A 14,383-nucleotide genomic window follows, 5' to 3' on the forward strand; every position below is an offset into this window, starting at 1 on the left:
TAACCCTCCAATTATGCAGGGCAAATTCAGCCGTGAAGTGCATGCAACAACCTTCAAGGAATAGGGGCGTTGATCGTACCCCAGCCCGTTGGGAAGAGCGTCGGTGCGCGCCGGGCCTGGATGAACAGGGCGTCAGCCCGGCACTCCAGGTAGCGTTCGGCGCGCTCGAAGGCGTCCTCGGTAGAGCTCGCCTCGGCTCGACCCCTCGTAGCAGCTATCTATGTAGTACCCCGGGTGCCCAGGTCGTTGCACCGGCCGTGAGCGTTGTCGGGTCGTCCGTGGGAAGAAAGCCTCCAGGATCTCCTTCCGAGACCCATCCCCAAAAAGCAGTATTGCTGCATTTGACACGCAGCCAAAGTCTTAGCCGTCAGTAGCCTCGTGGACGAATCGTCACCTTTCCTGATCTTTGCAGCTCTCGCCAAAACTCCAGGTGCTCTGAGGGTGAGTCTGCATCGGTCCAGTAGGGAGCAGGCCAATTCTCTTCCGAAGCGTCATCGTCTTCTCCATAGCTTCCTGCTGGGGTGGGTGCTACCCGGAGACTTGCGCTGAGATCGTGGATGCCCATCTGCTTTAACACGGACTCGGGCGTGACCCTAAGCTGCTGTCCCAGGCGCTCCAGTACTTCCTGCACCTTGGCCAGGTCATACGGTTCTTCGGGACAATGGTCCCAAGTCAATTTAAAGACGACGTCGCTGATTTGCATTGTCAGTTCGAGGCCATCCTCGCTGGTGACAACAAACAGCATGTGCTCATGGTCCAGGTCGCCGAGTGCTGCACGGCGGATTCTCCGAAACTCGGCAAAATTCCGCCGCACTTCAACGGTCTGGTCCACCGACAAAATTCTGGGTGGAACAGGAGCGATGCCGATCTTGCCGTGGCGAGCCTCCAAGCCTTTGAGTTCGACGACCAGATCTTCAAACACCTTCACGTACTGCTGGCGATCAAAGACAAATTCGCGCGGCTTGGAGTGGCCGTCTTTTGTATTTGCCAAATAGTCATATGGCTCTTCGGGGAACTCCCACCGAACCGATGTGCCGTCCACCGTCATGAGGGTGGGCTCATTGATCCGGGCACATCCAGGGGTTCCACACTCGCAATTGAAAGGCCAGATTTCGCCCGAGATCAGTCCAAAGCCATAAACCTCCAAGGCTTCAAACGGATAGTCCTTGAATTTTTCAATGTACGGGTCTGCGTCAATGACGGGTACGACATGCACAAGCACGTACGGTCCCGACAATCGATTTCTCTCGGGCACCTCTTCTGTTTGAATTTCAAAGCGCAGCGTGGACGTCATTTCCAATCTCGTTAGCTCAATAACGGATTGCCATTTTGCCCGAGGCTCGCGTGCTGTACCGCAAACAGGTGGTACAAATGGGCACCTCTCCCTACCCGCCGCATTTGGCGCCTCATAAAAATCAATGACTTACAACACCGAAATGTGAATTTTCGGGGGTTTTGAGAGGTCCCCAAATGAAACCGATGGATTTCGTGCCATGGCAAGGCGCCAACCGCAGGGATAGCCCATGCCATCGAGAGGATTTGCAATGCAGCCACAGTGCGAAAGACGCGGTTTCAGTACCACTTATTTGTGGGACTGCACACCAGACGGTCGCCAATGACCTGAGTATTGTCTATTCATACTTTCGCCCCTGTTCCATCAACTCAGATGTTCCGATCAACGCGTTCAGGCCGTCGAAGTCCAGCATGCGCTCCTTGAACGGCGCCGTGGTCTGGTGGGCCTGCAGGCTGGCGTAGTAGCCCCGCAGGGTGTGGGCCACGGCGCGCGCCGTGCCGCCCGGGAAGATGGCGATGCGAAAGCCGCGCTGCCCAAGCTCCTGCGCGCTTTGCACCGGGGTCTTGCCGCCTTCGACCATGTTGGCCAGCAGCGGAATGCGGTGGGCAAAGCGTTCACAGGCCGCATCCATCTGCTCCGGGGTGCGCAGGGCTTCGATGAAGAGCGCATCCACCCCGCACTCCAGATACTGCTCGGCCCGGTTGAACGCAGCCTCGATGCCCTCGACCGCCAGCGCATCGGTGCGTGCCAGCACCAAGGTGTGGGAATGGTGGCGCGCGTCGAGCGCGGCGCGCAGTTTGCCCACCATTTCGGCGGCAGGCACCACGCTCTTGCCGTCCAGGTGGCCGCAGCGCTTGGGAAAACCCTGGTCCTCGATCTGCACCATGGCGGCGCCCGCGCGCTCGAAGCCGCGCACCGTGCGCTGCACGTTCAGGGCGTTGCCGAAACCCGTGTCGGCATCGACGATCACCGGCGTGCGCACCCGCTCGGTGATGCGCGCCAGGGTGTCCTCCACCTCGGTGTAGGTGGTCAGGCCCACGTCGGAGCGGCCCAGCCGGGTGTAGGCGATGGAGGCACCCGAGAGGTACAGCGCCTGGAAGCCCGCCTGCTCTGCCACCAGGGCGCTCAGCGCGTCGTAGACGCCAGGGGCCAGCAGGATCTGCGGCTGTTGCAGCCGTTCGTGCAAGGAAATCGTGGTCATGGGATGTGGCCCGTGGAGGGACGAAGCAGGTGTGCGGCGGTATGGGCCGCCAGGTAACCGCCGGCCACTGCGCTCAACAGGCCGTTGCCCGAGAGGTAGCCCCAGACGGCATCGCCCGAGACGCCGCGCGCCGCGCCGCCGGCCGCCAGCAGGTTGGGAAACGGGCAGCCTGCGGTGTCGAGTACCCGGCATTGCGCGTCGATATCTAGGCCGCCCTGGGTATGGAACAGTGCTCCTGTGACCTTCACGGCGCAGAACGGTGCCTGCAGCGGCCGGGCTTCCGGACGCGGGTACGGGCCCTGCCCCCCGATGGTGGCCGCCAGCGCGGCCTCATCACAGCCGATCACGGCCGCGAGGGCCTGCACGCTGTCGCAATGCTTCACGGCGCCCGCAGCCTCGGCATCCACGAAGTCCGGAAAGCCGCGCGCCAGCGCCAGGAGGGGCGCGTCGAACACATTCCAGGCCACGCCACCCGGTTGCGCCAGCACATGCACCGAGGCCTCCGAGTAGCCCTGCGTCTCGTCGTGGAAGCGCCGGCCCAGCGCGTTGACCTGCAGGCCCCCCTCCATCATCAGCGCCCACGAGATCAGAGCGCCCTGGGGAATGGCCCAGGAGCCATGGCCCTGGTAGCCGCCCAGGTCGGCCAGGCGCGCACCGAGGGCACGGCCCCAGGCGATGGCGCTGCCGTCGTTGCCCGTGTGGCCGGCGAACAGGGCATCGCGCATATCGGGCAGCAACTCGCGCACCATGGCGGCGTTGCCGCCAAAGCCGTTGCAGGCCAGGATGGCCGCGTCGCACGACAGGTGTTCCAGCCGGCCGCCGGGCCGCTCGTAGCCCACGCCGATCACCAGGCCGGTGTCGTCCGCCCACAACTCGCGCACGGTGGCATCGGTCACCAGGGGGATGTCGGCCGCCGCGACGGCATTGGCCAGGCGGCCCATCAGGCCCACCCCGGTCTTCTCGGGCACCGCATGCATACGGCGCACGCTGTGGCCGGGGTACAGAAAGCCGTCTAGCACCTGCCACTGCAGGCCGTGGCGCTGCTGCAGCGCATCGAGCGCGGGGCCGATGGCCCGGGCATAGGCCTGCACCAGCTGCGGCGCCGCCCTGCCCTTGGCCTTGGCGCTGATGTCGGCGGCAAAGCGCTCGGGGCTGTCGTCAATGCCCAGTTCCTTCTGCACCCGCGTGGCCGGTGCCGGGATGAAGCCCGAGGACAGGGCCGAGGAGCCCGTGGGCGTGGCATCGCGCTCCAGTACGGCGCATTCGACACCCAGGTCGTGCAGCATCAGCGCGGCCGTCAGGCCGCAGGCGCCGCCGCCAACGATGGCCACGGGCACATGGTTGCCCTGCGCGGCCGCGGGCATCCGGTCGGCGCGGCGAATGTTGGGCAGCGTGCCCGTCATGGCGTGCCCGCCGCCAGCGCAGCCATGAACTCTGCGCAGCCCAGCACCTGAGCCACGGTGGCCATGTCGGCCAGCGCGGTGTCGTGCACGTCCTGGCGGAAGGCGGCGCAGCCGTCCGACAGCACCAGGGTGCGGTAGTCGCGCATGTGGGCATCGCGCACCGTGCTGGCCACCCCGCCGTTGGTGACGATGCCGCACACAGCCACGGTATCGATACCGGCGCGGCGCAGCACCCAGTCGAGCTGGGTGTTGAAAAAAGCCGAATAGGCCACCTTGCACACCGAGAGGTCCACCCAGGGCGCGATCTCGGGCACATGGGCCTGCCCCCGGCTGCCGGGCGCGAAGTCTCCGCGCCGCAGGAAGGGCCGCAAGGTCTTGAGGTGGGGAGAGACCATGGGCTCGCCCTGTGCGTCGGGCCACAGCGTGAACTGGCTGCCTGCGACCAGGCCGTCCCCGGCCTTGACGGATGTGGCCACCTGCGCCACACGCGCCGGCAAGGCCTGCGCAGCCGGGCTCACCGCGCCGCCGCGCGCATAGGCCCCGTCGGCCGCGAGAAAGTCGTTCTGCAGGTCGATGATGACCAGCGCCACGCGCCGGGTGTGCAGGGGAGCTGCGGCGGCGGTCATGCGGAACGCACCAGAAGATTGCCCAGCGTATCCACTGTGGCGTGAAAGCCCGGCTCCAGCCACACCGTGGTGTCGGGCTGTTCCAGGATGGCCGGACCATCGATGCGGGCGCCCACCGGCAGCTCCAGCCGCGCATGGCGCGCCGCATCCCACCACTGGCCGGCATGGAACACGCGCTGCACGCCCAACGAAGGGTTCAGCGTGGTCGATTGCGGGGCCAGCACCGTGAGGTCGAACTTGGGGCGCACACCCACGCGGGCGTAGCGCAGGTTCATCACCCGCACGGCGATGCCGTCGAGCACGCGGCCGAAGGCGGCGCGGTAGGCGGCCTCGAAAGCCGCCTGGATGCCCTCGCGGTGGAGTGCCTCCGTGGCGAGCGGCACCTGCACGGTGTGCGTCTGCCCGGCATAGAGCATATCCAGCGCAATGACCTCTTGCACCTGCACGAACTGCACACCGGCCGAGTCCAGCCGCTGCTGGCAGGCAGCCGACAGGGCCTGCACGCGCTGTCGCAGGTCGGCCACGTCCAGGTCTGCCAGGGGTTTGTTCAGGGTCTGCACCGCGTCATGGCGCATGTCGGCCATCACGCAGCCGAGGGCAGAGGTGACGCCGGGGTAACGCGGCACGATGCCCGTGCCCACGCCCACCTCGCGCATCATGGCGCAGACATGCAGCGCGCCCCCACCGCCGAAGGGCATGTAGGCGAACTGGCGCGGGTCGTGCCCGCGCTCGATGGAGACCACGCGCACGGCGCCGGCCATCTTGGCATTGGCCACGGTGAGGATGGCCTCGGCCGCCGCCATCACCTCCAGGCCCAGGGGCTGGGCCACGTGGGTCTCGATGGCGTCGCGGGACTTGCCTGCATCCATGGCGGCGAGCAGCCCGCCACCCAGCGGCCGGTCGGCCGCGATGCGGCCCAGCAGCACGTTGGCATCGGTCACCGTGGGCCGGGTGTTGCCGCGCCCGTAGCAGGCGGGGCCGGGGATACTACCAGCCGACTCTGGGCCCACCTGCAGCATGCCGCTGGCATCCACCGAGGCGATGGAGCCTCCACCGGCGCCAATGGTCTCGATCTGGATCATGGGCGAGCGCACCACCATGCCGAATTCGATGGAGGTCTGCGCCGCCAGTGCCGCCTCGCCGCCTGCCACCAGCGACACGTCGAACGAGGTGCCGCCCATGTCACCCGTGATGGCATCCGGGAAGCCCGCCGCCCGCGCGATGGCCGCACAGGCGATCACCCCCGCCGCCGGGCCCGACAGCGCCGTGCGCACCGGCACGTCGCAGGCGGTCTGGCGCGACATGACGCCGCCGTTGCTCTGCACAATGAGCAACTCGCCCGCGAAGCCCTGGGCGCGCAGGTCGCCCTCCAGCCGCTCCAGGTAGCTGCCCACCACGGGCTGCAAGGCGGCGTTGAGCGTGGCGGTGGAGCAGCGCTCGAACTCGCGGATCTCGGGCAGCACCTCGCTGGCCGCCGTCACATGCGGGTTGGGCCAGAGGCTGCGCACGGCGGCCACGGCGGCCTGCTCGTTGGCCGGGTTGGCATAGGTGTTGATGAAGAACACGCAGACCGCTTCGCAGCCCGCGTCCAGCAATGCCTGGGCCTGGGCTTTCACCTGGTCCAGGTCCACCGGCGTGTGCACCGTGCCGTCGGCCAGCACGCGCTCGTCCACCTCCAGGCGCAGGTGGCGCGGCACGATGGGCTCGAAACTGCCGCGCAGGCCCCAGGTCTGCGGGCGGTCGCGCCGGCGCATCTCCAGCACGTCGCGAAAGCCGCGCGTGGTGATGATGCCGGTGCGCGCCACCTTGCGCTCCAGCAGCGCATTGGTGCCCACCGTGGTGCCATGCACGATGGTGGCGATGGCCGCCGCCGAATCCGCCACGCGGGCCACCCCGTTCATGAAGCCGCGCGCCTCCTCGCCCCTTGTGGAGGGCACCTTGACGATGCGCGCACTGCCGTCGGCCTCGTCGAGCACGAACAGATCGGTGAAGGTGCCACCCACGTCCACCCCCACCACAAAGGAAGCCTTGCCGCTCATGCTGCGCCTTTCACTGCTGCTGCGCTGTTGTCCGCCACCACATAACCCATCGCTTCGTCGCTCTGGCGCGCTGCGGCTGACCGTGCCGCCGGAATGCCGTAGCCCCCGCCACCGGGCGTCTCCAGGCGCACGCGCTCGCCCTTTTTCAGTTGGATGCCGATCATCTTGGAGTGCATGGGCGGCGTCTTCCACTCGCCCGCGTTCTCGTAGCTGAAGACGTTCATGGCAGCCTCCGCGCCCCCGGCAATGCCCTGGGGCGCAGCCTTGCCGCGCTCGCCGAAGATGAAGACCTCGGCGTCCTGCTCCAGCAGCTCGATCTCGTAGATGGCACCCAGGCCGCCCCGGTGCTGCCCGTCGCCGCCCGAGCCCGGGCGCAGCGCCCATTGCGTGAAGCGCACGGGGTACGCCGCCTCCAGGATCTCCAGCGGTGGAATGGTCGCCGTGGAGATGGGCGCGTTGCCGTGGCTCATGCCATCGCCGTCCGAATGCCCGCCATGGCCGCCACCGAAGAAGCTGAACATCACCCAGCGCTGACCCTTGCGCGCGGCATCGGTGCGGTGCCCGGCGATGGACAGGGCATTGATGGTGCCGTAGGCCTGGGCCATGGCGCGCTCGGGCGCGGCCAGGGCCGTGGCGCTGAAGATCACGTCGATCATGCGCAAAATGGTCTCGGTGTAGCCGCCCACCGGGCGCGGGCGCGCCGCGCTGATCACCAGGCCGTCGGGCAGCACGAAATCCACCGCGTCGAGCACGCCGGCATTGGCCGGCACATCCGGAAACAGGTGCTTGAGCGCCACATAGCAGGCCGCGATGGCCGTGGCACGCGAGATGTTCACCGGCCCGGCGCACTGGGGCGAGGTGCGCGAGAAGTCGAGCGTGAGCCGGTCGCCCTGCACGGTCATGTCCAGGGCAATGGTCAGCGCCTCGTCCTTCACCCCGTCGTTGTCCAGCATGTCGCTGAAGCTGTAGCGTCCATCGGGCAGTGCCGCGATGTGCGAGCGCATGAGCCTGACAGCGCGCGTGCGCAGCTCGCCCATGGCCTGCAGTACCACGCTGTCGCTGTACTGGTCGAGCAGGTCGTGCAGGCGCCGCTCGCCCAGGTCCAGGGCCGAGAGCTGGCCATTGAGGTCACCCCACAGGCTGTCGGGCAGGCGGGTGTTGGCTTTCAGGATGGCCAGCACGTCCTCATCGAGCGCGCCGCCGCGCACGATGCGCACCGGCGGTATCTGCACCGCCTCCTGCCAGCATTCGGTGGCAGCCGGGTTGTAGTTGCCGGGCACGTTGCCGCCCACATCGTGCCAGTGCGCGGCCGAGGCGAGAAAGCAGTACAGCCTGCCATCGCGAAAGAAGGGCCGCACCAGCTTGAAGTCGTTGGCGTGCGTGCCGCCCTCGTAAGGGTCGTTGAACAGCCAGGTATCGCCTTGTGCCATGCCGCCGCGCCCGGCGGCGATGCGCATGGCCGCGCGCACCGCGAAGGCCATGGCCCCCACGAACACCGGCAGGCCCGACTTGCCCTGCACCAGCGTGTCGCCGCTCATGGCATCGTAGAGGCCGTGGCAGGCATCGTGCGCCTCGGCGATGATGGGGTTGAACGCGCTGCGGTACAGCGTGGCGTCCATCTCGTCGGCGATCTGCTCGAGCCGCCCGCGCAGCACGGCCAGCGTGACCGGGTCCATCGACGTTGCTGTGGTGGTGGTGTTTTCAGCCATTGATGGCCTCCTTGCCAAATCGGGTGCGCAGCTGGTTCATCAAGCCGCCAGCGCGCACCATGTCCATGAGAAACGGGGGAATCGGATCGCACGCCAGGCGCGTGCCATCCGCGGTGATCACCGCAGGGGCCTGCCAGTCGAGGGCGATCTGCTCGCCTTCGCCCACCTGGTCTGCCTGCGGGCAGGTCAGCAGCAGCAGGCCCAGGTTGAAGGCGTTGCGAAAGTACAGGCCGCTGAACGATGGCGCGATGACCGCCACGACGCCGAGCCGCACCAGCACCGCAGCGGCCTGTTCGCGCGAGGATCCGATGCCGAAATTGGGGCCGGCCACGATCACGTCGCCCTTCCCTGCCCCGCCCACGAAGTCCGGCCGCACCGATTCCAGGCAGTGCCGCGCCAGCACATCGATGCCATGCTTCATCGCGTGGCCGGGGGCCAGCACGTCGGTGTCGATGTCGGCACCGAGCTTCCAGACCCTGTGCAGTGCGGCGTTCATGCCAGCACCTCGCGCGGGTCGGCAATGCGGCCCTTGAGGGCCGAGGCGGCCACGGTGTAGGGCGAGGCCAGGTACACCTGGGCCGTCGCCGAGCCCATGCGCCCCTTGAAATTGCGCGCCGTGCTGGAAATCACGGTGGTCCCATCGCCCACGCTATCGCCATAGCCGGCGCAGGCGCCGCAGGTGGTCGGGAACAGCTCGGCGCCCGCGTCCTCCAGCACCTGCAGCACGCCTTCGGCGCGGGCGGCGGCCTGGTCCTGCTGGCTGGCGGGTGCCACCATCAGGCGCACGCCGCTGGCCACGCGCTGGCCGCGCAGCACACTGGCTGCGGCGCGCAGGTCGTCGAGCTTGGCGCCCGTGCAGGCGCCGATGTAGGCCACGTCGATGCGCGTGCCCGCATGCTGGCCCACTGCGGCGGTATTGGCGGGGCTGTGGGGCGCGGCCACCTGGGGGGCCAGGGTGCCGGCGTCGAAATCATGGCGGGTGAGCGGCGCGCCGAGGTCGGTCGCCCAGGCGTCCAGGCCTTGCAGGTCGGCCTCTGGCACGCCGTGGGCGGCCAGCCAGTCGCGCGTGGTCGCGTCGGGTGCGATCAGGCCGGCCTGGGCGCCCAGCTCGGCGCTCATGTTCGAGAGCGTCATGCGCTCCTGCATCGACAGGGCCTGAACGGCCGGGCCAGCGAACTCCACTGCCTGGTACTGGCCGCCATTCATGCCGAAGCGGCCGATCATGTGCAGCATCATGTCCTTGGCGGTCACGCCAGCGGCGAGCTTTCCACTCCAATGCATCTGCAGCGTGTGCGGCACGCGCAGCCAGATCTCGCCGGTGACCACCACGCCCAGCATCTCGGTGCTGCCGATGCCGAACATGTAGGCACCGAAGGCCCCACCCGTGGGCGAATGCGAATCGCCCCCCACGCAGAACATGCCGGGGCGGATGTGGCCGTGCTGCGGCACCACCACGTGGCAGATGCCCTGGCCGTCGTACACGTGGGGCAATGCCTGCTCACGCGCCCAGTCACGCGCGATGCGCACGATGCGGCGCGACTCCTCGTCGCGCTCGGGCAGGTAGTGGTCCATGACCAGCACCACGCGCGACTTGTCCCAGATGGTGGCGCCCAGCTCGTCGAGCATGGGTTTGAGGCGCCGGGGGCCGGACGAGTCATGGAACATGGCCAGGTCCACCCGGCAGTTGACGATGTCACCCGGCGCCAGGCCGGTGCGCCCGCTCGCGCGGGCCACCAGCTTCTGTGCCAGGGTGCTGGGTGCGGAGCTCATTCGGGCTTGGCTCCGGCAAAACGCACGACCTTGGCCCAGCGCGGGATCTCGGCCTGCACGAAGCGGGCGAATTCCTCGGGGCTGTTGCCCACGGGCACGGCGCCCTCGGTCTCCAGGCGCTTTTTCACCTCGGGCGTGGCGATGGCCTGGCGGGCTGCGTCGCTCAGGCGCTTGGCCAGCTCGGGGTTCATCTGGCCAGGGCCGAACAGGCCAAACCACGCACTTGATTCGTAACCTGGCAGTACCTCTGCGATGGCTGGCACGTCCGGAAAGGCCGGCAGCCGCTTGGCGCTGGTGACGCCGAGCGCACGCAGTTTGCCCGCCCGCACTTGCGCCTGGGCGTTGCCCACAGCGGCAAACATCAGCTCGACCTGCCCTGCCAACACGTCCTGCAGTGCCGGCGCCGTGCCCCGGTAGGGAATGTTGACGATGTACGCGCCCGACTGCATCTTGAACGCATCGCCCGCCAGGTGCAGCGAGGAGCCCACAGCACCGATGGCGAAGTTGAGCTTGCCTGGCCGCGCCTTGGCCAGCGCGATCAGCTCGCGCACGTCCTTGGCCGGCACCGAGGGATTGGCCACCAGGATCGAGGGCGAGGTGGCCACGCAGGTGAGCGGGGTGAAATCCTTGATCGGATCGAACGGCAGTGAGGGGTAGAGGCTGGCGTTGATGGCGTGGCTCGTGAAGCTCATGAGCAGCGTATTGCCATCGGGCGCGGCCTTGGCCACGGCATCGGCCGCGATGTTGCCACCCGCGCCAGGGCGGTTCTCCACCACCACGGTGCGGCCAAGCTGGCGCCCCATCTCGCTGGCCAGGTTGCGCGCCAGGGTGTCGGTGGAGCCGCCCGCAGGCGCGCCCACGAGGATGCGGATGGGCGCGTTCTGGGCCAGCACATGGCCCATGGACAGGGCCGCCGGCAAGGCCAGCAGCAGTTTTCGGCGGGGAACGGTCATGTGGTTGTCTCCTTCTCAAAGGCCCAGGTAGGCCCGGCGCAGTTCGTCGCTGCGCAGCAGTTCGTCGGGGGCGCCCGAAAACCGGATGCTCCCGTTCTCCATCACATAGGCGCGGTCGGCGATCTCCAGCGACTGGCCCACGTTCTGCTCCACCAGCAGCACGGCCAGACCCGTGGAGCGCAGCTGGCGGATCAGGCCGAACATCTCTTCGACCAGCAGGGGCGACAGGCCGAGCGAGGGTTCGTCCAGGATCAAGAGGCGCGGCTCGGCCATCAGGCCGCGGCCAATCGCCAGCATCTGCTGCTCGCCGCCGCTCATGGTGCCGGCCAGCTGGGTGGTGCGCTCCTTCAGGCGCGGGAAGGTCGCGAACACCTTGTCGATGTTCTCGGCCCGGCGCTCGCGGGCGCGCGAGAAGCTGCCCAGCGACAGGTTTTCGAGCACGTTCAGGTTGGGGAAGATCTTGCGCCCCTCGGGCACCTGGATCAGCCCGGCCTTGACGACCGCCGTGTAGTGGGCCCCGCTCAGGTCGGCGCCACCGAAGGCCACGCGCCCGCCCCAGGCCGGGTAGATGCCGCAGACCACGCTGTTCAGCGTGGACTTGCCCGCGCCGTTGCTCCCCAGCAGGGCCACGGTCTCGCCGGGGTTCACCTGCAGGTCCACCCCGCGCAGCACCTCCACGCGGCCATAGCCGCCGCGCAGGCCGGCAATATCGAGCAGCGGTGCCGTGCTCATGCGGCCTCCTTCGCGGCAGCGGCACGCAGGCGCGCCGCCGTGCCGTGGCCCAGGTAGGCCTCGATCACGCGCTCGTCGGACGTCACCGTGGCGGGGTTGCCCTCGGCGATCAACTGGCCCTGGGCCAGCACCCACACGTGCTCGGCCAGGTTCATCACGGCCTGCATCACGTGCTCGATCATCAGCACCGTCACACCGCCCTCTGCAATGCCGCGCACCACGGGAATCATTTCGGCAATCTCCTGGGGGTTGAGGCCGGCCAGCACCTCGTCGAGCAGCAACAGGCGCGGCCGGGTGGCCAGCGCGCGCGCCAATTCCAGCCGCTTGCGCCCGGCCACCGTGAGGTCGGATGCAGGCTTGTCGAGCTGGGCCGACAGGCCCACGCGCGCCGCCACCTCGGTGGCCAGCGCCAGGGCGGCCGCACGGCGCGCCTCGTGCAGGTGGGCGCCCACGGCGATGTTCTCGCGCACGGTCTGCGCCGCAAAGGGCTGCACGATCTGGAAGGTGCGCGCCATGCCCAGGCGGGCGTTGAGGTGCGGCGCCTGGCCAGTGATGTCGCGCCCGGCAAACTGCACCGTGCCCGAGTCGGGCTTCACGAAACCGGTCATCAGCGCGAACAGCGTGGTCTTGCCAGCGCCGTTGGGTCCGATCAGCGCGGTCAGTGAGCCTTCGGGCACCGTGAGGCTGACGTTCTGCACCGCCTTGAGGCCGCCGAACGACTTGCCCAGCCCTTTGAGGGTCAGCAGCTCATTGGCCATGGCGGCCTCCCGAGCGTTTCCACAGGTCCACCACCGACTGGCCCAGGCCCGCGATGCCGCGCGGCAGGAACATGACGATGAGCACCAGCACCGTGCCATAGATCACCATGTTGATCCCCGGCAACTGGCCGAACAGGTTGCGCGTGAGGTCGGCCAGCACATGCAGCACCAGCGCGCCGAGCACCGGGCCCCAGACGGTGCCGATGCCGCCCACGATGGCCGCCACCAGCGCCTCCACCGAGGTCACCGACCCATAGGCAATGCCCGGGTCGATGTACTGGAACACCTGCACGTAGAACGCGCCGGCCGCGCCCATGAAGCCGCCCGACAGGGCGATGGCGCCCATCTTCACGGTGAACGGGTTGACGCCGATGGCGCGCGCCGCGTCCTCGTTGTCGCGCACGGCCTGCAGCCAGGCGCCGAAGCGCGAGTTGCGCAGCCACCAGCTCACCAGCAGCGCCAGGGTGACCAGCGCCAGGATGAGGAACACATAGCCCTTGCGCGAGCCGAACTGCATGTTCGCGAGCGACTCCCTTAGCGGCAGCATCAACCCCACGCCCGCGCCGGTGAACGGCACCGACAGCGCCAGTATGCGGAACACCTCGGCAAACGCCAGCGTGACCAGCGCGAAGTACGAGCCCTTGAGCCCGTAGCGGAACGACAGCCCGCCCACGAAAAGCCCCACCAGCGCGCTGCCGGCCACCGCCATGGGCAGCGCCAGCCAGGCATTGATGCCGCCCTGCATCTGTGCAATGGCCTGGATATAGGCGCCCGTGCCGAAGAACAGCGCATGGCCGAACGAGAACTGCCCGCCGAAACCGCCCAGGATGTTCCAGGCCTGCGCCAGCAAGGCCGCATACAGCGCCATCATCACGAAGTTGAGCAGCACGCCCGAGTCGGACCAGCCCGTGAGGGCCGCGATGGCGAGTGCGAAGAGGCCGATGGCCCAGAGTTGCTTGTTCACTGCCTGGCTCCAAAAAGGCCCTGCGGGCGAAACAGCAAGACGGCGATGAAGATGGCGAAGATGCCGATCTGCCCCAGCGATTCACCCAGGAACAGCCCCCCGAGCGACTCCACCACCCCGATCAGCAGCCCGCCCACCAGCGCGCCGGTGAAGCTGCCCATGCCGCCGAGCACGACGATGGTGAAGGCCACCAGCACGAAGCCGCTGCCCACCTGCGGATTGACGTAGTAGGCCGGCAGCAGAAAACACGCGGCGGCCCCCAGGCAGGCCAGGCCGATGCCAAAGCTCATGGCGTAGACATGGTCTACATGGATGCCCATGAGCTTGGCGCCGTGCTTTTCGCGCGCCACGGCGCGGATGGCCCGGCCCAGGTCGGTGCGCCCCACGATCCACAGCAGCAGGCCCGAGACCACCAGCGCCCCGGCGAACGACACCAGCTTGGGCAGCGCGATCATGGCCGGGCCGATGGCCACGGTGGTCAGGGTGTAGGCGGTCTCGATGGTGCGCGTGTCGGACTTGAAGAACAGCAGCGCCAGGTTCTCCATGACGATGGAGATGCCCAGGGTGACCAGCAGGATGTTCTCGTCCTTGCCGTGGCTGGCGCGATTGATGACCACGCGCTGCAGCACATAGCCCAGGGCGAACATGCCGGGCACGAGGATGGGCAGCGCCAGGTAGGGATCGATCCCCCAGTGCTGCTTGAGCAGGTAGACGGCGTACAGCGCCAGCATCAGCGACGCGCCATGCGCGAAGTTGATGATGTGCAGCACGCCGTAGATCAGCGTGAGGCCCAGCGCGATCAGTGCGTAGACCGCGCCGGTCGTCAGGCCGTTGAGGACCGAGGGGAAGAGGATGCTGAGCTCGAACATGGGTGGTGTGTGCGGCAGTCAGGCAAAGGCGCGGCCTGGCACCAGAGGGTTCTGGCGCCGTGCAG

Annotated in this window: 13 protein-coding genes; all 13 read right to left on the reverse strand. The window is 68.0% G+C overall.

What is annotated here, in order from left to right; translation table 11 throughout:
• Positions 1-367 precede the first annotated feature (367 nt).
• Complete coding sequence (locus ASE28_RS16615; protein WP_157422007.1) at positions 368-1,294, reverse strand: hypothetical protein; 927 nt, start codon at positions 1,292-1,294, stop codon at positions 368-370.
• A gap of 337 nt (positions 1,295-1,631) precedes the next feature.
• A complete protein-coding gene (locus ASE28_RS16620) occupies positions 1,632-2,495 on the reverse strand; it encodes an oxaloacetate decarboxylase (protein ID WP_057267580.1) in 864 nt (287 codons plus the stop codon).
• Positions 2,492-3,898: an FAD-dependent oxidoreductase gene (locus ASE28_RS16625; RefSeq protein WP_057267581.1), complete on the reverse strand. Its 1,407-nt coding sequence runs from the start codon at positions 3,896-3,898 to the stop codon at positions 2,492-2,494. Before ASE28_RS16625 ends, ASE28_RS16620 begins: the two co-directional genes overlap by 4 nt.
• Positions 3,895-4,524 (reverse strand): cysteine hydrolase family protein, encoded by a 630-nt coding sequence (locus tag ASE28_RS16630; protein ID WP_057267582.1) that lies wholly within the window; start codon positions 4,522-4,524, stop codon positions 3,895-3,897. Before ASE28_RS16630 ends, ASE28_RS16625 begins: the two co-directional genes overlap by 4 nt.
• On the reverse strand, positions 4,521-6,563 hold the full coding sequence (locus ASE28_RS16635; protein ID WP_057267583.1) for a hydantoinase/oxoprolinase family protein: 2,043 nt from the start codon (positions 6,561-6,563) through the stop codon (positions 4,521-4,523). The genes ASE28_RS16630 and ASE28_RS16635 overlap by 4 nt, the downstream gene beginning before the upstream one ends.
• Positions 6,560-8,272 carry a hydantoinase B/oxoprolinase family protein gene (locus tag ASE28_RS16640; protein ID WP_200963958.1) on the reverse strand — a complete coding sequence of 571 codons (1,713 nt, stop codon included), beginning with the start codon at positions 8,270-8,272 and terminating at the stop codon, positions 6,560-6,562. Before ASE28_RS16640 ends, ASE28_RS16635 begins: the two co-directional genes overlap by 4 nt.
• Positions 8,265-8,768, reverse strand: a complete 504-nt coding sequence (locus ASE28_RS16645) for a 3-isopropylmalate dehydratase (RefSeq protein ID WP_057267584.1) — start codon at positions 8,766-8,768, stop codon at positions 8,265-8,267. Before ASE28_RS16645 ends, ASE28_RS16640 begins: the two co-directional genes overlap by 8 nt.
• Entirely contained in the window at positions 8,765-10,042 is a 1,278-nt protein-coding gene (locus ASE28_RS16650) for a 3-isopropylmalate dehydratase large subunit (protein ID WP_057267585.1), read from the reverse strand. The genes ASE28_RS16645 and ASE28_RS16650 overlap by 4 nt, the downstream gene beginning before the upstream one ends.
• Positions 10,039-10,995: a tripartite tricarboxylate transporter substrate binding protein gene (locus ASE28_RS16655; protein ID WP_057267586.1), complete on the reverse strand. Its 957-nt coding sequence runs from the start codon at positions 10,993-10,995 to the stop codon at positions 10,039-10,041. The genes ASE28_RS16650 and ASE28_RS16655 overlap by 4 nt, the downstream gene beginning before the upstream one ends.
• Positions 10,996-11,010: 15 nt before the next feature.
• Positions 11,011-11,727, reverse strand: coding sequence for an ABC transporter ATP-binding protein (locus ASE28_RS16660; RefSeq protein ID WP_057267587.1), 717 nt, complete (start codon positions 11,725-11,727; stop codon positions 11,011-11,013).
• The gene (locus ASE28_RS16665) at positions 11,724-12,485 is read right to left on the reverse strand and encodes an ABC transporter ATP-binding protein (RefSeq protein WP_057267588.1); all 762 of its coding nucleotides are present in this window, start codon (positions 12,483-12,485) and stop codon (positions 11,724-11,726) included. The genes ASE28_RS16660 and ASE28_RS16665 overlap by 4 nt, the downstream gene beginning before the upstream one ends.
• Positions 12,475-13,449 (reverse strand): branched-chain amino acid ABC transporter permease, encoded by a 975-nt coding sequence (locus tag ASE28_RS16670; RefSeq protein ID WP_057267589.1) that lies wholly within the window; start codon positions 13,447-13,449, stop codon positions 12,475-12,477. Before ASE28_RS16670 ends, ASE28_RS16665 begins: the two co-directional genes overlap by 11 nt.
• Entirely contained in the window at positions 13,446-14,318 is an 873-nt protein-coding gene (locus tag ASE28_RS16675; RefSeq protein WP_057203029.1) for a branched-chain amino acid ABC transporter permease, read from the reverse strand. Before ASE28_RS16675 ends, ASE28_RS16670 begins: the two co-directional genes overlap by 4 nt.
• Positions 14,319-14,383 lie beyond the last annotated feature (65 nt).

Source organism: Acidovorax sp. Root219, assembly GCF_001428665.1.
Classification (GTDB): Bacteria; Pseudomonadota; Gammaproteobacteria; order Burkholderiales; family Burkholderiaceae_C; genus Acidovorax.